The sequence below is a fragment of the Streptococcus sp. SCPM-O-B-15294 (M123) genome (assembly GCF_058200455.1).
In genome coordinates, this window is the sequence record NZ_JBYQGU010000002.1 from 50,684 (window position 1) to 71,415 (window position 20,732).

Annotated in this window: 18 protein-coding genes and 1 riboswitch; of the genes, 17 read left to right on the forward strand and 1 reads right to left on the reverse strand. The window is 41.3% G+C overall.

All coding sequences use genetic code 11. The features are described from left to right. The first annotated feature begins 202 nt into the window (after positions 1-202). The 10 genes from pbp2b to AC3E8G_RS01965 all read left to right on the forward strand — a co-directional run bounded on the left by pbp2b (position 203) and on the right by AC3E8G_RS01965 (position 12,046). Positions 203-2,284 (forward strand): penicillin-binding protein PBP2B, encoded by a 2,082-nt coding sequence (gene pbp2b / locus AC3E8G_RS01920; protein ID WP_490676895.1) that lies wholly within the window; start codon positions 203-205, stop codon positions 2,282-2,284. Between the two features lie 10 nt (positions 2,285-2,294). Continuing rightward, positions 2,295-2,891, forward strand: coding sequence for a recombination mediator RecR (recR, locus tag AC3E8G_RS01925; protein ID WP_006596694.1), 597 nt, complete (start codon positions 2,295-2,297; stop codon positions 2,889-2,891). 172 nt (positions 2,892-3,063) lie between these two features. Continuing rightward, positions 3,064-4,110 (forward strand): D-alanine--D-alanine ligase, encoded by a 1,047-nt coding sequence (locus tag AC3E8G_RS01930; protein WP_154858597.1) that lies wholly within the window; start codon positions 3,064-3,066, stop codon positions 4,108-4,110. Positions 4,111-4,198: 88 nt separating this feature from the next. Continuing rightward, on the forward strand, positions 4,199-5,569 hold the full coding sequence (locus tag AC3E8G_RS01935; protein WP_414286173.1) for a UDP-N-acetylmuramoyl-tripeptide--D-alanyl-D-alanine ligase: 1,371 nt from the start codon (positions 4,199-4,201) through the stop codon (positions 5,567-5,569). Beyond that, positions 5,559-6,170 carry an NUDIX hydrolase gene (locus AC3E8G_RS01940; RefSeq protein ID WP_048715568.1) on the forward strand — a complete coding sequence of 204 codons (612 nt, stop codon included), beginning with the start codon at positions 5,559-5,561 and terminating at the stop codon, positions 6,168-6,170. The genes AC3E8G_RS01935 and AC3E8G_RS01940 overlap by 11 nt, the downstream gene beginning before the upstream one ends. Before the next feature lie 30 nt (positions 6,171-6,200). Further along, entirely contained in the window at positions 6,201-6,902 is a 702-nt protein-coding gene (locus AC3E8G_RS01945; protein ID WP_223356176.1) for a YwaF family protein, read from the forward strand. A gap of 28 nt (positions 6,903-6,930) precedes the next feature. After that, a complete protein-coding gene (locus AC3E8G_RS01950; protein ID WP_414286172.1) occupies positions 6,931-7,620 on the forward strand; it encodes a YwaF family protein in 690 nt (229 codons plus the stop codon). A 12-nt stretch (positions 7,621-7,632) separates the two neighbouring features. Beyond that, positions 7,633-8,313, forward strand: coding sequence for a YwaF family protein (locus AC3E8G_RS01955; protein WP_414283844.1), 681 nt, complete (start codon positions 7,633-7,635; stop codon positions 8,311-8,313). Positions 8,314-8,373: 60 nt separating this feature from the next. Next, positions 8,374-10,299 carry a DUF2207 family protein gene (locus AC3E8G_RS01960; RefSeq protein WP_490676896.1) on the forward strand — a complete coding sequence of 642 codons (1,926 nt, stop codon included), beginning with the start codon at positions 8,374-8,376 and terminating at the stop codon, positions 10,297-10,299. A gap of 202 nt (positions 10,300-10,501) precedes the next feature. Then, positions 10,502-12,046 carry a peptide chain release factor 3 gene (locus AC3E8G_RS01965; protein ID WP_490676897.1) on the forward strand — a complete coding sequence of 515 codons (1,545 nt, stop codon included), beginning with the start codon at positions 10,502-10,504 and terminating at the stop codon, positions 12,044-12,046. 467 nt (positions 12,047-12,513) lie between these two features. On the opposite strand, the gene thiT is transcribed toward AC3E8G_RS01965, so the two are convergent. After that, positions 12,514-13,089: an energy-coupled thiamine transporter ThiT gene (thiT, locus tag AC3E8G_RS01970; protein WP_048789691.1), complete on the reverse strand. Its 576-nt coding sequence runs from the start codon at positions 13,087-13,089 to the stop codon at positions 12,514-12,516. Between the two features lie 81 nt (positions 13,090-13,170). Next, positions 13,171-13,296, reverse strand: a riboswitch (TPP riboswitch). A gap of 101 nt (positions 13,297-13,397) precedes the next feature. Here thiT and AC3E8G_RS01975 point away from each other — a divergent pair. From AC3E8G_RS01975 to AC3E8G_RS02005, 7 genes are all read left to right on the forward strand, one after another. Next, positions 13,398-13,778, forward strand: coding sequence for a PH domain-containing protein (locus AC3E8G_RS01975; RefSeq protein WP_490676898.1), 381 nt, complete (start codon positions 13,398-13,400; stop codon positions 13,776-13,778). A gap of 81 nt (positions 13,779-13,859) precedes the next feature. After that, positions 13,860-14,768 carry a magnesium transporter CorA family protein gene (locus AC3E8G_RS01980; RefSeq protein ID WP_048789690.1) on the forward strand — a complete coding sequence of 303 codons (909 nt, stop codon included), beginning with the start codon at positions 13,860-13,862 and terminating at the stop codon, positions 14,766-14,768. 701 nt (positions 14,769-15,469) lie between these two features. Beyond that, a complete protein-coding gene (gene cshA, locus AC3E8G_RS01985) occupies positions 15,470-17,044 on the forward strand; it encodes a degradosome RNA helicase CshA (protein WP_490676900.1) in 1,575 nt (524 codons plus the stop codon). A gap of 325 nt (positions 17,045-17,369) precedes the next feature. Continuing rightward, positions 17,370-18,116 carry a DeoR/GlpR family DNA-binding transcription regulator gene (locus tag AC3E8G_RS01990; RefSeq protein WP_154858578.1) on the forward strand — a complete coding sequence of 249 codons (747 nt, stop codon included), beginning with the start codon at positions 17,370-17,372 and terminating at the stop codon, positions 18,114-18,116. A gap of 208 nt (positions 18,117-18,324) precedes the next feature. After that, positions 18,325-18,801 (forward strand): PTS sugar transporter subunit IIA, encoded by a 477-nt coding sequence (locus AC3E8G_RS01995; protein WP_270288801.1) that lies wholly within the window; start codon positions 18,325-18,327, stop codon positions 18,799-18,801. Between the two features lie 39 nt (positions 18,802-18,840). Further along, positions 18,841-19,146, forward strand: coding sequence for a PTS sugar transporter subunit IIB (locus AC3E8G_RS02000; RefSeq protein WP_006148587.1), 306 nt, complete (start codon positions 18,841-18,843; stop codon positions 19,144-19,146). A 96-nt stretch (positions 19,147-19,242) separates the two neighbouring features. Beyond that, positions 19,243-20,718 carry a PTS galactitol transporter subunit IIC gene (locus AC3E8G_RS02005; RefSeq protein ID WP_048715587.1) on the forward strand — a complete coding sequence of 492 codons (1,476 nt, stop codon included), beginning with the start codon at positions 19,243-19,245 and terminating at the stop codon, positions 20,716-20,718. Positions 20,719-20,732: the final 14 nt, after the last annotated feature.

Consider the following 20,732-nt stretch of genomic DNA (forward strand, 5'->3'; position numbering starts at 1 on the left):
GCATATGCATAAAAGAATGCTTACCGAGGAGTTCAGAATGACGATTATTTTATCTGGTCTAGCGACTCGTGTCTGGATGAAATGTGCTATAATGGAGGTTGAGTTTAAAATAGAAATATTCCTCAGATTTCCTTTAAAGTTATCCTATTTTTACCATGGATTGTTAGGGACTGGGGCTGAGAATCACGGTGAAAGGAGAGGTATGGCGCAAAAATCTAAACGTTCAAAAAAAGCGAATGCTAAGGTGAGAAAATTTGATAATCGGTGGATTACTAGACGACTTTATTTGTTATTCAGTATAGTCTGTACCCTCTTTTTGATTTTAATTGCTCGACTAGGGTATATGCAGATTACTCATCAAGGCTTTTATACACAAAAATTGGCAAAAGCTACCAAAAAACACTTAACAAGAGGGAGTCTCCGGGGACAGATTTATGATGCTTCTGGTCAGCCTCTGGTAGAAAATGTTGACAAGAAGGTCTTGTCTTTTACCCGAAGCAATAAGTTTACTGCAGAAGAAATGCGTCAAACAGCTCAGCTTCTTCTGAATTATGTAAGTGTTTCGAATCCCCAAATCACCAAGCGTCAAGAGATCGACTTTTATCTCGCAAATTCGGAAGTCTATAAAGAGGTAGTGGATAAGTTGCCCAAGGAAGAGCGTATCGACACGGACGGCAATCCACTTCCAGAAGCAACCATCTATCAGCATGCTGTTGATAGTATTGAGACTGAAAAATTAGGTTATACAGAAGAAGAAAAGAAGGCCATCTATCTCTTTAGCCAAATGAATGCCGTTGAAAACTTTGCCAGTGCTACGATTGTGACCGATCCGATGTCCGATGAGCAGGTAACGACAGTCAAAGATCATTTAAAAGAATTTCCAGGATTTGAAGTGATCACAAGTTGGGATCGAAAAGTGGTTGATAGCCCCTTGGCTTCCATCGTCGGTAGTGTGTCGACAGAGCAAGCAGGTCTTCCAGCTGAAGAAGTGGATGATTATTTGGAAAAAGGCTATGCCTTAAATGATCGCGTCGGAACTTCTTATTTAGAAAAACAATATGAGTCTGTTCTCCAAGGAGAACGGGTTGAAAAAGAAATCCATTTAGACAAGAATGGCAATGTCGAAAAAATCGAAACCCTCTCCAAAGGAAGCAAAGGGAACAATATCAAGCTTTCCATTGATTTGGATTTCCAAAGAGGAGTGGAGGACATCTTGAAGAAGTCCTTCCAGGCAGAATTGGCCGCTGGAAATGCCACCTACTCAGAAGGAGTCTATGCGGTTGCCTTAGATCCAAAAACGGGTAAAATCCTTGCGATGGCGGGGATGAAACATGAGGCTGGTTCGCAAGACCTGACCCCTGACGCTTTAGGAACAGTGACCAATGTCTTTGTTCCAGGATCGGTTGTGAAAGCAGCGACTTTGACAGCAGGATGGGAAAATGGAGTGATTTCTGGGAATCAAGTCCTATTGGATCAACCAATCTCCTTTTCTGGTTCAGCTCCTATCACTTCTTGGTTCACCCAGTTTGGAAGCCAAGAAATCAATGCGGTCCAAGCGTTGGAATATTCTTCCAACACCTATATGGTGCAGATAGCTCTTGATTTGATGGGCCAACCCTATCAGCCAAACATGAGCTTGAAGACTGACCAATTGGATCCAGCTATGAACAAATTGCGTTCGACCTTTGCCTCTTATGGTCTGGGAACAGAGACAGGAATTGACCTTCCGAATGAATCTACGGGCTATGTTCCTAAAGAGTTCACGATTGGTAATTACCTAACAGACGCCTTTGGTCAGTTTGATAACTATACCCCTATGCAGTTGGCTCAATATGTTGCAACCATTGCCAATGATGGGAAACGCGTGGCTCCACACCTGGTCCAAGGAATTTATGAGAATGATGCCAAGGGAGGTTTGGGCCCTCTGAAAGAAGAGATTGCAACAAAAGAACTCAATCAAGTAGCTTTGACACCCGAAAATCTAGCTATCATTAAACAAGGTTTTTATCAGGTGGTATACGGAACCAGTGGCTTAACAACTGGTAAAACCATCGGAGAAGGAGCTGCCGTTCCAATCAGTGCGAAGACCGGGACTGCAGAAACATTTGTAAATGGTGGGACCCCTGCTGTAAATACCAATGTCATCGCCTATGCCCCATCTGAAAATCCTCAGATTGCGGTGGCAGTCGTCTTCCCTCACAATACCAATCTCCAAGCGACTGTTAGTCACAGTATTACCAGAGAGATTATCAATCTCTACCAGCAAAAACATCCTATGAACTAGAAAGGAAGCTATGCTCTATCCAACACCTATCGCAAAATTAATTGAAAGTTATTCCAAGCTCCCTGGTATTGGGATCAAAACAGCAACTCGTCTGGCCTTTTATACCATCGGAATGAGTGATGACGATGTCAATGAGTTTGCCAAGAATCTCTTGTCAGCAAAGCGGGAATTAAGCTACTGTTCCATCTGTGGGAACCTAACAGATGAAGAAGAGTGTGCCATTTGTCGAGACGAGACGCGCGATCCATCGACCATCTTAGTGGTAGAAGATAGTCGAGATGTGTCGGCCATGGAGAATATCCAGGAGTACCACGGTCGCTACCATGTCCTTCATGGCTTGATTTCGCCTATGAATGGGGTCGGACCAGATGATATTAACCTCAAGTCCTTGATTACACGATTAATGGATCATGAGGTCCAAGAAGTAATTGTGGCGACCAATGCAACTGCAGATGGGGAAGCAACTTCTATGTATATCTCACGCGTCCTCAAACCAGCTGGCATCAAAGTGACCCGCCTGGCACGTGGATTAGCTGTCGGAGCTGATATCGAATATGCGGACGAAGTGACCCTTCTCCGAGCTATTGAAAATCGAACCGAGTTATAAGCGGTTACAAAAACTGGAGGAACCCCTCCGGTTTTTTTGTTTTTTAGGTGTTCTCTCTCGTTTTCTTTCTTTTTAAAGTGTGGTATACTAGAGGGACGAACTCGTATGTGAGGAGTGCTTCTGACAAGTCAATCAGGAAGCACAAAATTAAAAAAAGGATTAGGACCAAACAATGGCAAAAGAAAAAATTGTACTTCTTTATGGTGGCCGTAGCGCAGAGCGCGAAGTGTCTGTACTTTCAGCTGAAAGCGTCATGCGGGCGATTAATTATGACAAGTATTCTGTTGAGACCTATTTCATTACTCAGGCGGGAGACTTCATCAAGACCCAAAGCTTTGAAGAGAAGCCTGCTGAAACAGAACGCTTGATGACCAACGAGACCATTGATTGGGAAGCTAAAGTATCTCCGAGCAGTATCTACCAAGAAGGAGCGGTTGTCTTTCCAGTCCTTCATGGACCAATGGGAGAAGATGGATCGGTTCAAGGTTTCCTAGAAGTCTTGAAACTCCCATATGTGGGTTGTGATATCCTTTCTTCTAGTGTGGCGATGGACAAGATTACCACGAAACGGGTCCTAGAATCTGCAGGGATTCCACAAGTTCCTTATGTGGCAGTCCTTGAAGGAGATGACCTAGAAGTTAAAATTGCCTTAATCGAAAAAGAATTGACCTATCCTGTCTTTACCAAGCCTTCTAATATGGGCTCTAGTGTCGGGATTTCAAAAGCAGAGAACCAGGCAGAACTTCGTCAATCTTTGGAATTGGCCTTTAAATATGATAGCCGTGTTCTGGTTGAGCAGGGTGTCGTAGCGCGTGAAATTGAAGTGGGATTGTTGGGTAACTACGATGTCAAGAGTACCCTCCCTGGTGAGGTGGTCAAAGATGTAGCCTTCTATGACTATGAAGCCAAATACATCGATAATAAGATTACGATGGCGATTCCGGCTGAAATTCCTGCAGAAGTTGCTGCGACCATGCGTCAGAATGCCGAATTGGCCTTCCGTGCCATTGGTGGGAAAGGTCTCTCCCGTTGTGATTTCTTCTACACAGAGGATGGGGGCATCTACTTGAATGAGCTCAATACCATGCCTGGCTTTACCCAATGGTCTATGTATCCTTTGTTGTGGGACAACATGGGCTTGTCCTATCCTGATTTGATCGAGCGTTTGGTTGAGTTGGCAAAAGCAACTTTCGAAAAACGCGAAGCACACTTACTGTAAGAATCTGTTCCAAGTGGGAGTAGGGGATGGAATCAACTCAATGAGGAGTCGATTTTCTTCCTGCTCCCCCTTTTTAGAGGAGAATACTATGAATCTAACCTTGCACGAAGTAGCAGGTGTCCTGGCTGCTCGCAATGATATCAGTCAATTTAAAGATGTAGCCCTCGTCAAGCCGGAATTTGACAGCCGTTTGATTGGGACTGGTGACCTTTTTGTCCCTCTTAAGGGGGCGCGTGATGGGCATGATTTCATCGAGACGGCCTTTGAAAACGGGGCCGTAGCGACCTTGTCTGAAAAAGAAGTAGAAGGCCACCCATATTTGTTGGTAGATGATGTTCTAGCGGCCTTTCAAAAATTAGCCCAATATGTGTTGGAGAAGAGTCAAGTAGATGTCTTAGCTGTCACCGGTTCAAACGGTAAGACAACGACCAAAGATATGTTGGCTCAGTTATTATCTACTACTTATAAAACCTATAAAACACAAGGGAACTACAATAACGAGATTGGCCTCCCTTATACGGTTCTCCATATGCCAGAAGGGACAGAGAAGCTTGTCCTTGAAATGGGGCAGGACCATCTGGGAGATATCCATCTTCTCTCAGAAATTGCGCATCCTAAGGCAGCGATCGTGACCCTCATTGGGGAAGCTCACCTTGAGTTTTTCAAAGACCGCAAAGAAATCGCTAAAGGGAAATTGCAAATTGCGGACGGGATGCCAGCTGGTGGCTTGCTTCTAGTGCCGGCTGATCCCATTGTTGAGGAATTTTTGCCGAGTCAACAAGAGCTTGTGCGCTTTGGTGAAGGAGCAGACATCAGCCTTACCAAGTTGGACGAACGCAAGGATAGCCTGACTTTTGAAGCGAATTTCTTATCAGATGCTATTGACTTACCTGTCACAGGCAAATACAATGCGACCAATGCCATGATTGCGGCCTATGTTGCCTTGAAAGAAGGAGTCAGTGAAGAGGCCATCCGTGCAAGCTTTAAAGGCTTAGAGCTTACTAAGAACCGTACAGAATGGAAGAAAGCAAGTAACGGAGCGGATATTTTATCTGATGTCTACAATGCCAACCCAACGGCCATGCGCCTGATTTTAGAAACCTTCTCGACCATTCCTGCCAATCCAAATGGTCGCAAGCTAGCGGTCTTGGCAGATATGAAAGAACTAGGGGAGCAATCCATTGATCTGCACAACCAAATGATTCTCAGCCTGTCGCCGGATGTCTTGGATACGGTGATTTTCTACGGTCAAGACATTGCGGGCTTGGCTCAATTAGCGAGCCAGATGTTCCCACTCGGACATGTCTATTATTTCAAAAAGACCGCTGAGGAAGACCAGTTTGAGGACTTGGTCAAACAAGTCAAGGAAAGTCTAAAAGAGCAGGATCAAATCCTCATCAAGGGAAGCAATTCTATGAATCTAGCCAAATTGGTAGAGGAGTTGGAGAATGGCGAGTAATAATGTACTAAAGAACATTCAGCGCTTGATTTCAATCACCAATACAGGCTTAGCGTTCTCAAAAGATCCATTTGATCAAGAGCGCTATCAGGATATTCGTGCCATTTTACAGGATCTTGTCAGAGAAGCGACTGATTTGAATCCACAAGAATTATCGGATTTGTTTCGCCCGACAGACCATTACGACACTCCCTTGATTGATGTTAGGGCCTGGATTGTCAAAGATGACAAACTTTGTTTAGTGAAAGGTCAGGGAGAAGAGACCTGGGCTTTGCCGGGTGGTTTTGGTGAGGTTGGCTATTCTCCTAAAGAAAATATTTTAAAGGAAATCCAAGAAGAAACGGGCTATTTAGCACGTGTCAATCGCTTGTTGGCAGTATTTGATACCAATCGCTACCAATTGCAAAGCCGCCAATATGTGAAATTGGTATTTGAATGTGAATTGCTGGATGGAAGTTTTCAACAGAATCAGGAAATTTCCGATCTTGCATTTTTTGAGAGAGAGAAAATGCCTGCTCTTTCTACCAAGCGCAATACAGAAGAACAATTGAACTTCCTTTGGGAGGTTTATGATGGGAAACGAGATTTGTATTGTGATTAAAAACGATCTATAAATTAAAGGAATATGAACATGACACTTTGGGATTTATTGTTTACGAACCAAAAATCAGCCCCGCCTGAGTTTGGGCTCTGGTATTTCATTCTGCCAGCTTCTTTGTTGGTGGTTGGTTACTTTTCCATCAGATATGCGCAGTCTAAAAGCTACCAACGCTTTTGGTATTGGGCACAGTTGATCCAAGTCTTGACCATCAATGCTTGGTATATTCTTGCCCACATGCCTTTGACGGATAATTTGCCTTTTTATCATTGCCGTTTGGCTATGCTGGTGATTCTCTTTGCCCCTAAAGGGACCTATATCAAGCAATATTTTGCTCTCTTGGGAGTTTTGGGATCGATTGCGGCCCTGGTTTATCCAGCCTTTGATCCCTTCCCATTCCCTCATATCACTGTGTTGAATCTGATTTTTAGTCACTGGGCCTTGCTTGCCAATAGTTTGATTTACCTACAGGATCATTATCAATCTGAAAAACAAGACAGCTTGAGAATTTTCAAGATCACTTTTGGCATGAATGCCTTGATTTTCTTAGTCAACCTTTTGACGAAAGGAGATTATGGCTTCTTACGGCGTCCACCAATCATTGGGGACCACGGTGCTCTCTTAAACTACCTCTTGGTTAGCTTTGTGATGGTAGCTGGAATTTTCTTAGTCAACCAACGTTATAAGTACAAATACAAGATGGTTGAAGAGACTGTTGGTTCGCGTTCAGAATAGAAAATAGATGAGCTGAGGAAAGGAAGACATGACTCTTTGGGATTTATTTTTCACCAGTCAACCAACGGCTCCTCCTCAATTGGGGGCTTGGTATTTCTTGCTGCCGACCTCATTGGTAGTGGTGGGGCTTCTGTCTATTCGATTTGCTTATTCCAAAGGCTATCAAAACTTTTGGTATTGGGGGCAATTGATCCAGTTGCTCATTATCAATGCTTGGTATATTGCAGCTCGTTTGCCTGTTTCGGAGAGCCTGCCCTTCTATCATAGCCGGATGGCCATGTGGATCATTCTCTTAGCTCCTAAGGGAAGCTTCAAGCAATATTTTGCACTTGTTGGTGTCTTTGGTTCTATCATGGCCTTGGTTCATCCCGTCTTTTATCCCTATCCTTTTCCTCACGTATCTTCGATCAACAATGTCTTTGGTCACTGGGCCCTCTTGGCCAATTGCTTGATCTATCTGGTCCAATCCTACCAGGTGGAAGAAAGGGATGCCTGGAAAATCTGTCAGATGACTTTTGGGGTTAATGCTTTTATTCAGCTTGCGAATCTTGTAACAGGTGGAAATTACGGCTTTATGCGTCGTCCTCCTGTACTTGGTGATCATGGACTTGTGTTCAATTATTTGATTGTGACGATCCTGATGACAGGGACCCTTATCCTGATCAATGCAATCGTTAAGTCCAGTAAGAAAAGAAAAAGAACATCTGAATCCGTTTAATAAGGAGATCCTATGCATCATTTTTTTACAACTGAATCCACTGCACCACCTGTTATACCGCTCCTCTGGTATGGGGTCATGGTTCTTTTAATCCTAATGGCAGTTTGGGCTTCATTACGTTACTATCAAAATGAACAATTTCGGAAGATCTTTCGAAACTTACAAATATTTCAATTGATCTGTCTATATATCTGGTATTTTGCTTTTCAACTTCCCTGGTCCAATAGTTTACCCTTGTACCATTGCCGTTTGGCCATGTTTGCTGTCTTGCTCTTGCCAGACAGATGGAAGAGCAAGCAGTTCTTTGCCTTGATGGGAGTCAGTGGGGCGATCTTTGCCTTGGGTTATCCGGTCTTTGATCCCTATACCTTCCCTCATATTACGAGCTTTTCTTTTCTCTTAGGGCATTACTGTCTCTTGGTTAATTCCTTGATTTATCTCTTGAGATGCTATGATTCGAGTCTCTTAAAAAATCGAGAGATTGTTCTTTATACTTTCGTCTTGGATTTATTCCTTGTGGGAGTCAACCAAGTCACTGGAGGCAATTATGGACTCATGGCGCGACCACCAATTATCAAAGGGGATAGTCTCTTGGTGAATTATGTCGTGGTTTCCAGCATCCTAGCAGCAGCCTTGCTTCTCTTTAATGTATTTTTCAGTCGCAGACCTGTTAGAAAAAGAGTCAGTCGATAAAAAGTTGAAGGAGGTTGAGACAATCAGTCTCAACCTTCTTTTAGTTAATAGGAGTTTGAAATGAAGAGGTTTTTACTAGTCATTGGTATCTTGTGTGGCTTATTTTGTACAGTTAGTCCGGTTCAGGCAGATGATGACGTCCGGTATTCGATCGAGTCTTATGTAGGACACCTCCATTTGCAGGAAGATAGCCAGGCAACATTCACTCAAGAGATTACCTATGATTTTCATACGGGCTACAATGGTCAGTATGTAACTTTAGGGAGTGCAGATCCCCTTCCTAAAGGATTTAAAATCCATGAAAATCCTCAAGTTGAAGCTTATGTGGACGGGGAAAAACGAGAGATCCGTGTAGAAGAATCGGATCTCGGAGATGGTCGTCTATTAAAAATCTACAATTCGAGGATTGTTGGAGGCAAAGTTACCATCAAGGTTGTATGGAAGATTGATCATATTCTAGACCTGTATTCCGATATAGCGGAGCTCAATTGGTTCCCTCTTTCAGATGGGGATGAGGATATCGCGAAATTAGATTTTTATGTGGATGGTTTGGATGCCAAGCAGGGAGAATTGTATGCTCATACCGGTTATTTTAACCCACCAGCCCAGATTGACCGGACTGCGACTGGCTATCACATTCAGTTACGGAACTTCCCAAAGAATGGAAAATTGGAACTCCACGCATACTGGCCCATGACAGAAGCTCTGCGTCGAGGCCAATCTAATAAGATAAAAAAAGAAAATAGAAAAGATAAATTCCTAAAAAAAGAGAGATCCATTCAACAAAAAACATTCATCTACAAGACACTGTTTCTCAGAGTCGTGCCAATTGTATCGATTCTTTTATTTGTCCTAGCTTTTATTCCATGGATTCGCTATATGATCAGTACCAGAAATCGTCGGATTGCAAAAGGAGTAAGATTATACGAACCACCGCAGAATTTACCACCATTAGTTCTAGCTAAGGCGCTGTATCAACTTGATTTTGAACAAATGGTGATATTTAGAGAGAAAGGTCAATTAAAATTTAACCATCTCATTCAAGCAACAATGTTAGACCTCATTGACCGAGGAAATCTTCGTTTGACTAGGAATGAAAACGGGGAAAGGTTGACCTGTCTTCACCATGAAGGCTTGGCTGATTTTGAATTGAAGTTTATTGACATGATCTTTGATCAAGAAACGGAAATCAATATCAGCGAGGTATTCTCAAAATATAAAATTAATCAAGTAGCTCTAAAAAAAGATTTTCGGGCTGCTAAAACAGAGGCGCAACGAGATCGCATTCGAAAGGTCGGAAGTGATGTTCAATCGCTTTTAAAAAAAGATGCCCAGCAATTGTCAAAAGGTGTTGACAAGGAGATTGCGAAATTAGGATTGCCCTCTTATTTTAGAGACTTAACTGAGAAAGAAGAAGCTTTTTCAAAAACAGGCTGTGCCTTACACTTTTGGCTCTTACTGATCTTATTTGTGAGCATGTGTTTCTTAACATTTGGATTTGGTTCACACCTATCTTCATTCTATTTTTGGATCATTTTACTTTTGGTTCTGTTATTCATTCCATTTTATATTGTTGTGAAAATCCGTGAAGATCATCTACAATCCTTAGAGAACTTGGATTCGCAATTCCAATGGATGGCTTTTAGAAATATGATCGAAAGTATTCCAAATTTCAACCAAGCAGAACTTGAGAGTGTGGTCCTATGGAATCGTATTTTGGTGTACGCGACCTTGTATGGTCAAGCTAAAAAAGTGAGTCAGGTACTCCAAAATCATCAGATTTCCTTACCATATGAAGACTGGGATGCTCTTGTTTGGCTAACATCCTCTTCAAATACCTTTCTAGATGGCTCTACTTTAATGGCCTATGCAGATAATTCCTATAGTGTTTCAAACTTCTCTATTAACTCTTCAGATGGCAGTGGTGGCTTTGACGGCGGTGGTTTCTCTGGAGGTGGTGGAGGAGGAGGATTTGGCGCCTTCTAATAGTACTTGTTATTTAATGAAGTCTAGGATGTAGAACCATTGTAGTTCTCACTCGGGCTTTTTAATTTGTAAATACACTGATGATTGAAAAAAGGCTCTATTTCCGCTATAATAGGTTAGTTAAGGTAAAAGGAGAGAACCAATGTAGAAGGATCCTACCTACTAAAAAATACGTTTTAAAAAAATAACTGAGGAAGAAAGAATGACAATAACTGACGAAATTAAAAAACGCCGTACCTTTGCCATCATCTCCCACCCGGATGCTGGTAAAACGACGATTACAGAGCAGTTGCTCTACTTTGGGGGAGAGATTCGGGAAGCTGGTACTGTTAAAGGAAAGAAAACAGGAAACTTTGCCAAGTCTGACTGGATGGATATCGAGAAACAACGTGGGATTTCAGTAACCTCATCTGTCATGCAGTTTGACTATGATGGCAAACGCGTCAACATCCTTGATACCCCAGGGCACGAGGACTTCTCAGAAGATACTTATCGGACCTTGATGGCAGTAGATGCTGCGGTCATGGTGGTGGACTCTGCCAAGGGTATCGAGGCCCAAACCAAGAAATTGTTTGAGGTTGTCAAACACCGTGGGATTCCAGTCTTTACTTTTATGAATAAGCTGGACCGTGACGGACGTGAGCCACTAGATCTCTTGCAAGAATTGGAAGAAGTCTTGGGCATCGCAAGTTACCCGATGAACTGGCCGATTGGGATGGGGAAAGCCTTTGAGGGACTCTATGACCTTTATAACCAACGTTTGGAACTCTATAAAGGAGACGAACGCTTTGCCAGTCTAGAAGACGGGGACAAGCTTTTTGCTAACAATCCTTTCTACGAGCAAGTGAAAGACGACATCGAACTCTTGCAAGAAGCAGGAAATGAATTCTCAGAAGAAGCCATCCTTGCGGGTGAATTAACACCAGTCTTCTTCGGATCAGCTTTGACGAACTTTGGAGTACAGACTTTCTTAGAAACTTTCCTCAAGTTTGCTCCAGAACCACACGGCCACATGAAGACCGATGGAGAAATGGTCGATCCTTATGACAAGGATTTCTCAGGATTTGTCTTTAAAATCCAAGCCAACATGGACCCTCGTCACCGTGACCGCATCGCCTTTGTCCGGATCGTATCGGGTGAATTTGAGCGTGGGATGAGTGTTAACCTCCCTCGTACTGGTAAGGGCGCTAAGCTATCAAATGTCACTCAGTTTATGGCCGAAAGCCGTGAAAATGTGACCAATGCCGTAGCGGGAGATATCATCGGGGTTTACGATACTGGTACTTATCAGGTTGGGGATACGCTGACTGTTGGAAAAAACAAGTTCGAATTTGAACCACTGCCAACCTTTACGCCTGAAATCTTCATGAAGGTATCTGCTAAGAACGTTATGAAGCAAAAATCCTTCCACAAGGGGATTGAGCAATTGGTGCAAGAAGGGGCCATTCAGCTCTATACCAACTACCAAACAGGTGAATACATGTTAGGTGCTGTCGGGCAACTCCAGTTTGAAGTCTTTAAGCACCGCATGGAAAATGAATACAATGCAGAAGTGGTCATGACCCCAATGGGTAAAAAGACCGTTCGCTGGATCAAACCAGAAGACTTAGACGAACGCATGTCTTCAAGCCGGAACATCTTGGCCAAAGACCGCTTTGACCAGCCTGTCTTCCTCTTTGAAAACGACTTTGCCCTCCGTTGGTTTGCGGACAAGTATCCAGATGTCGAGTTAGAGGAAAAGATGTGATTCAGTAAGTCTACTTGATTGCAAAGCAATCTAAGTAGACTACGGCAAGCCCTATAAGACTTGCCCAACTGCCTCACTAACTGAGTTTTACAAATGAAATCGATTTGTAAAACTCAGTGTCGTAATCTAACAGTAAGAAAGCGGCCTAGCTAACTAGTCTCTCGAATCACTTTGGTGAATAGTATATATAAATTAAAAAGCCAGCTCAAGCGAGCTGGTTTTAGAATATCGACAAATTTTCTTTTTCCATAAAAACCAAGTGGTTGTTCAATAAATAAAAATAATTCTATATTTTTTGTGTTTTTAAAGCAAGGACTGAAACTTTCCGCTGTGAAAAAAGTTCTAGAAACAAGAGTGTTTCTAGAACTCGGGAGTTTTGAAACCTTAGGTTCAAAACTAAGTCATGGAACTTCGTAGAAGTTCCATGACGTCCGTTCTCACATAAGGAAAGTTTATAAGAATACCTATTATTGTTCTGTAATAAGGAGTCTTCCTAAAAATTCTTGTAAGATAAAGAAGACAATGAGGCTAGCAATGGTTTCCCCTAAGAAGGACGAGCTATTCACAACAAGAGAATAAATGTAGGCACTTTGGCCAGCTGGAGCATAGCTTCCCCAGAAGATGACCCCTGCAATGTAGTGAATGAGGTAGCGTGCAAAACCACCCAAGACGACTCCGGCAGTAATATATGTGAGTGTCTGAACTCGTTTTTTATCTCTGATAGCCTTATCAAGGGAAGGTTTGACAATTCCACTCAGACCAATCAAGCTGAAGGCTACAAAGTATTCTAAGAAACCTTGGATTGGAGTCAACCAACCACCAGCTGCTTCCCCCGTTACGACTTGCAAGAGTCCCCAGATGAATCCCCCCATGGCACCAGCCTTGACGCCCCAGCGGAAACTAAGGAGAAAGATAGGAACCATTTTAAAGGATAGAGAAATCCAAGGACCTAAGGACATGGGTTGAGTAACCAAATCCAAAATATAAGCAATGGTCGCTAAGAGAGCGACCTCAATCATTGGTCGAACCGTAGTTTTCGACATAAAAAAACCTCCTATACCAATCGTTTTGATTGGCTCATTTGTTGCCACATCAAAACGTTGTCATAGAAGTTCTCTATTTCTTTCTGTTTTGAGACACATCCCTACGCAGGTCCTAACCTGATCAGGTGGTAAGAGTTTAGGCGAGAGCGTGAATACCTAGAGTATTTAGCCCAGCCAATCTCAGCAATTGCTCCTCTTGTGACTCTTACATTATACTATCTAAAAAAACTTCCTGCAACTTTTTAACTCGCAAAAAATATGGTATAGTTATAAAGATAGAAAATGCACAAGTTGTGGAGGAAATAATCATGGGTATTTTTGCAGGTTTGATGGGCAATGCTTCTCAAAAAGATGTCGACAAGGTTGAAAAGGATTTAAGAGACATTCTGGTTCCAGGAGAGCAAGTAACCTTAGCTTTTAGTTTGATTCGTGACTTGATTGTCTTTACGGAGTACCGTCTCATTTTGGTGGACAAACAAGGGATGACAGGGAAGAAAACATCCTATAAATCCCTTCCTTATCGTTCTATTTCGCGTTTTTCAGTAGAAACATCTGGTCATTTTGATTTGGATGCTGAATTAAAAATTTGGGTTTCATCAGCTGTAGAACCATCAGAAACACTCCAATTTAAGAGCGACAATAGTGTCATCGAAATCCAGCAGGCCTTGGCAGCAGCTGTATTGCGTTGATAAGTGAATGAGAACAGGACTCGTAAAGTGATTTTGAATGATCGGTAGGAGCACTGGCAGATAAGGTAAAGAGGAAACGAAATGTTCGTCGAAAGAAAGTTAGGAGATGGCCGGAGTTGGATTAATATTGATTCTGACTTAATTGCGGAAACCTCCCAGTTGTATCAAAAGTATGATATTGATCAAGAAACCATTGAATATGCACTGGATAAAAATGAACGTGCCCACATGGATTATAATCGTGAAAATGGAACCGTGACTTTTATCTATAATGTATTGGACATGGAAAAGGAAAAGGAATATTACGAAACTATTCCCATGACCTTTATTATTCAAGGGCCTCGACTAGTCACCATCAGTAACCGGGATAATGCCTATGTTATCGAAAAAATGGAGCGCTATGTCGATGCTCATGAAAGCTTATCTACCTTTAAACTTTTATTTGCTGGCCTCGAGATGATCAGCAATGCTTATTATCCGATTATTGAGCGTCTGGATAAACATAAGGACGAAATCAATCGTCTCTTGCGAAAAACCACGACCAGTAAGAACCTTTATGCTCTTTCTGACTTGGAAACGGGTATGGTCTATCTGGTATCTGCGGCCAAGCAAAATCGCATGTTGCTCGAACATATCAAGGCTCACCTGATCTATCGTCAATTAGATGATGTGGAAAAAGAACAGTTTGATGATGCCATGATTGAAGCCCGGCAGTTGGCCTCCATGACAGAGTTAAACTCTCAGGTCTTGCAGCAATTGTCTAGCTCCTACAATAATATCCTGAATAACAATCTGAATGATAATTTGACAACCTTGACTATCTTAGAAGCACTCTTAGCGGTCTTAGCAGTTGTCACTGGTTTCTTTGGAATGAACGTTCCATTGCCATTTACAAACGATCCCAATGCCTGGATTTATATTTCGATCGCTAGCTTCGTCTTGTGGTTGATTTTATCACGAATCTTGCGCTGGATTGCTCATAAACGATAAAAAAAGAGAGGTAGGGAAGAAATTCCTTACCTCTTTCGTATCTTGGCTATTTCAGAAAAACCTTCATTTTTAACTCTGCCTCCCCTAAGAAGAAGAGGCAGTTTTGATACAAGTGATCGACTGTACAAAATCTTCTTGGAAATAGTAGGAGTAGATTTAAAAGTACTGAGTGGATTATAAACAATTTATAATTGGATTGAATCGTTGAATCAGTCAAATGAATGAAGCATTTTAATTATACTGAAATATCCTAGATACTAAATTCATTATACATATTTTTATTTTAAAAATCAAGGAAATAATCCCAAAATAAAAGGGGATTTTTTGTGAGTAAAAATTTTTAGAAAGCCTATGGTAACGCTGTTTTTGTGAGGTGCTTCAAATGAAAGAAGAGACTTTTTAGTCCTTTTTATTATTGCAAATTTAAAAAAGAAATTGGAAAGGGACGCAAAAATCATTCGAAGGTGGAAAGAGAATCTTTGTAAGGGGTTACCCAATAAAAACTTTTCAACCTGTTTCGTTTTACTATCTTTTAACCCTGGTCTATGGTATACTAGATAGGTTGCAAAAAAGCAGTACTTTTCTTTAGTGGAAAAGAAGCAACACGGTCTTTCATGAAAACTGAAAGTACGTCATGACAAGAAAAGTATAAACTAAGCGCTATAGGATGGCTTCGCACCATCTTTAGAAAGAAGAAAAACATGAAATTTAATGAATTGAACTTATCTGCTGAATTGTTAGCAGAAGTTGATAAAGCAGGATTTGTAGAAGCAAGTCCTATTCAAGAACAAACTATTCCCTTGGCTCTTGAAGGAAAAGATGTTATCGGTCAAGCTCAGACTGGTACAGGGAAAACTGCAGCTTTTGGCTTGCCAACCCTTGAGAAGATCCATACAGAAGATCAGACCATTCAAGCTTTGGTCATCGCACCAACTCGTGAACTAGCTGTGCAAAGTCAGGAAGAACTCTTCCGCTTTGGTCGGAGCAAGGGAGTAAAAGTCCGTTCAGTATACGGTGGCTCAAGTATTGAAAAACAAATCAAGGCGCTTAAGTCAGGTGCTCACATCGTAGTCGGAACACCAGGTCGCCTTCTAGACTTGATCAAACGCAAAGCCTTGAAGCTGCAAGATATTGAAACCCTCATCCTTGACGAAGCAGATGAGATGCTCAACATGGGCTTCCTTGAGGATATTGAAGCCATTATCTCTCGTGTCCCAGAAAATCGTCAAACCTTACTCTTTTCAGCAACTATGCCTGAAGCTATTAAACGCATTGGGGTTCAATTTATGAAAGAACCTGAGCATGTGAAGATTGCGGCTAAAGAGTTGACAACAGAATTGGTTGACCAGTACTATATCCGAGTTAAAGAACAAGAAAAATTTGACACCATGACTCGTCTCATGGACGTAGAACAACCAGAACTGGCGATCGTATTTGGTCGTACCAAACGCCGTGTGGATGAATTGACTCGTGGTCTGAAGATCCGTGGTTTCCGTGCAGAAGGGATTCATGGAGACCTTGATCAAAACAAACGTCTTCGTGTCCTCCGTGATTTCAAAAATGGCAATCTGGATGTCCTCGTAGCAACAGACGTAGCGGCTCGTGGATTGGATATCTCAGGTGTAACCCATGTCTACAACTATGATATCCCACAAGACCCTGAGAGCTATGTTCACCGTATTGGCCGTACAGGTCGTGCTGGGAAGTCAGGTCAATCGATTACTTTCGTAGCACCAAATGAGATGGGTTACCTCCAAATCATCGAAAACTTGACCAAGAAACGCATGAAGGGCTTGAAACCTGCGACAGCAGAAGAAGCCTTCCAAGCTAAGAAACAGGTTGCACTCAAGAAAATTGAACGTGACTTTGCGGATGAAGCTATTCGAGGTAACTTCGACAAATTTGCAAAGGATGCTCGTAAATTGGCTGCAGAATTCAGCCCAGAAGAATTGGCCATGTACATCCTTAGCTTGACGGTTCAGGATCCAGATAGTCTTCCAGAAGTTGAAATTGCGCGTGAAAAACCATTACCATTCAAACCATCTGGTGGTGGATTTAGCGGAAAAGGCAAGTCTGGTCGCGGTGGACGTCGTGGTGATGACCGTCGAGATCGTGATCGTCGTGGCAATGGTCGTCGTGATGACTACCGAAAGGGTGGTCGTTCCAATGATCGTTTTGACAAAGAGAAGCGTTACCGTAAGGATCATAAAAAACCTCGTAATACTTCAAGCGAGAAGAAAACAGGCTTTGTGATTCGTAACAAAGGAGATAAATAAAAAATACAAGGGTAAACAGTTGTTTACCCTTGTATATTTATAAGGAGACCGAAATTCGTAAACAAAACGTTTGCTATCACTATGTGGTAGCGCTATCAATTCTGTTAACATATTAAGAATACAACTTTTTATAAGTCCTGTCAACAGATTTGCTAAAAAAAATCTACTTTTTTTAAAAAAGTGAACAAAAAAATGATCAATTCACAAAAACGATCAACAAAATAAGTGGTTAATATAGAAAAAAATCGTCAAAATGTTTGTTTCTTATTGAAAATGTTCACTATTATAGTATAATGAAAGCAGTAATAGGAAAGTAGGACGTCATATGAAAGAGAGTAGACATGTAGCAATCTTACAAGAGTTGGACAAAAACGAAGTGGTCTCTGTTAAGGATCTAAGTGATCTCTTGGGTGTAACGGATATGACAATTCGACGGGATTTAATGGACTTAGAGGAGCAAGGATTGTTGGTTCGTGTTCATGGAGGGGCTCATCGAAAAATCAAGGATAGTCTGACAGAAGTCTCCCATACAGAAAAGAACATGTTGAACGTGGAAGAGAAAAGGGAGATTGCTCAAAAATGTGCGGCTTTGATCGATGAAGGCGATACAATTTTTATTGGAGCAGGGACCACAACAGATTTTATTGGGGATTATCTTGAAGGGAAACATGTCAGTATTGTCACCAATTCCCTACCTATTTTTGAAAAATTAAAAGACCAACCCAATTATGATATCATTTTAGTGGGAGGTCGATACAGGGTCAAGACACAGACCTTTGTAGGACAGTTTGCAAATAAGCTCTTAAAGGAAATTAAGGTTTCGAAAGCCTTTATCGGAGTAAATGGAATCGACGGCCATACAGCAATGACTGCAAACGAAGAAGAAGGAAATGGCAATAAAATTATTCTTAACAATGCCATTGAAAAGTATGTAGTAGCAGATAACAGTAAGTTTGATAGCTATTCTTTCTATGCTTTTTACCGTCTAGATGATTTAGATGCGGTGATTACCGATCATTCTATCTCTAAAAAAGTGCGAGATAAATACAATTCTTATACAAAAATTTTGTAATAATTAGAAAAGAAACAGCTAAACGGCCAGGATTCAAGCAGATTCTGGTCTTTTTTCTATCCTTTAATAGAGGGGGGACTACAAATAAATCTATAAAAAATAAACAAAAAAGAACAAAAAATTACATATTGTAATTGACAGCGCATTCATATAGTGATATACTTATTATGTAATTAAAAGATATTTAAAAAGTGGAAGGGGTGAAAAGATGGGATTAAATCAACTGTTTAATCGGGAATTAGTCTTTTGCCTAGATGTTGCGAATCAAGAAGAATTGTTTGAACAGGTTGCAACTTTATTGGAAGAACGTCAGATTGTGACAGATTCTTATCGAGTTGCATTAAAAGAAAGAGAGAAATCGTTCCCTACAGGCTTAGATATGGAATTTCTAGGAAAGGATTTGCCAAATGTGGCCATTCCTCACACGGATATCATCCATAACCTGACAGAGAATATTGTAGTTGTTCGATTAAAAAATCCGGTAACCTTCCACAATATGATCGCGCCTGATAAGGAAGTAGAAGTTTCGCTTTTATTCTTCATCATTAACAATTCTAGTTCCAGCCAAACAAACATTTTGGCGCATTTGATGGATTTCTTTACGACAAATGGAAATCTTGAAAACATGTCGAAATTGGAAACTGAAGAAGACTTATATCGCTATATCACAGAAGCGATTGCTTAATAGTAAAAATTAAAAATATTTATAATGGAGGTCATTCAAATGATTAAAATTTTAGCTGCCTGTGGTGCAGGGGTTAACTCAAGCCACCAAATCAAAAGCGCTCTAGAAGAAGAGCTTTCAAACCGTGGATATGATGTACAATGTGATGCGGTAATGGTAAAAGATGTGAATGAAGATTTGATTAAAGGTTATGATATCTTTACACCAATCGCTGCAACAGATTTAGGCTTTGATCCTGGTATTCCAGTAGTTGAAGCTGGTCCAATCTTATTCCGTATTCCAGCTATGAGCGCTCCGGTATATGACAATATCGAAGCAGCCATCAAAGAACACGGTTTAAGCTAATTCGTTTATCTGTATTTTGTAAGCGGTTCCTATGCCTGGAATTGCTGACATTCTTAATTTTGTAAAATATAAAAATATAAATCGGGAGGATTTATTATGAATGGCATTATCGATTTTGCCAATAAGTTTTTCAAACCCATTCTAGATATGGGTGCACCGATCATCATGTTGATCGTCCTAACTCTATTGGCACTTTTGTTTGGAGTGAAATTCTCCAAAGCGCTTGAAGGTGGTATTAAACTTGCCATCGCCCTTACAGGTATCGGTGCAATCATCGGTATGTTGAATGGAGCTTTCTCAGCGTCTCTTGCAAAATTCGTTGAGAACACTGGTATTCAATTGAATATCACAGACGTTGGTTGGGCACCACTTGCGACCATCACTTGGGGGTCTGCCTGGACACTTTACTTCTTGCTAGTTATGTTGGTTGTCAACATTGTCATGCTTGCAATGAAGAAAACAGATACACTTGATGTCGATATCTTTGATATCTGGCACTTGTCTATCACAGGTCTTTTGATTAAATGGTATGCGGATAAAAATGGAGTTAGCGCAGGAGTTTCCCTCTTAGTTGCCACTCTTGCAGTTGTTCTTGTAGGGATTATGAAAATCATCAACTCAGACTTGATGAAACCAACATTTGACGATTTGTTGAATGCACCAAGTTCATCACCTATGACTTCAACTCACATGAACTACATGATGAACCCAATCATCATGGTTTTGGATAAAATCTTTGACAAATTCTTCCCAGGTCTTGACAAATACGACTTTGACGCAGCTAAATTGAACAAGAAAATTGGTTTCTGGGGATCTAAATTCTTCATCGGTTTCCTTCTTGGTATCGTCATCGGTATCATGGGTACTCCACATCCAGTTGCTGATGTAGCTGATGCTAAAACTTGGGAATTGGTTATTAAAGGTTGGATCAGCCTTGGTTTGACTGCCGGTGTCTGCTTGGAATTGTTCTCATTGATCGGTTCTTGGTTCATCGCAGCGGTAGAACCATTGTCACAAGGTATTACAAACGTTGCTACTAAACGTCTTCAAGGACGTAAATTCAATATCGGTTTGGACTGGCCATTTATCGCTGGTCGTGCAGAAATCTGGGCTTGTGCAAACGTACTTGCACCAATCATGTTGATCGAAGCAGTGCTTCTTTCTAAAGTCGGAAATGGTATCTTGCCACTTGCAGGGATCATCGCTATGGGTGTGACTCCAGCTTTGTTGGTTGTAACACGTGGTAAATTGATCCGTATGATCGTGTTTGGAACACTCTTGTTGCCACTCTTCCTTCTTTCAGGTACTCTTATCGCACCATTCGCTACTGAATTGGCGAAAAGTGTAAAAGCCTTTCCAGAAGGAGTTGACAAAGCTCAATTGATCACTCACTCAACTCTTGAAGGACCTGTTGAAAAATTGCTTGGTTGGACAATCGGTAATGCAACAACTGGTGATATTAAATTGATTATTGGTGTTGTTGCCTTCTTAGCATTCTACGTTGGAATCTTTGCATGGTACAGAAAACAAATGATCAAACGTAACGAAGAATACGCAGCAAATGCAAAATAATCCGCTCCTAAATA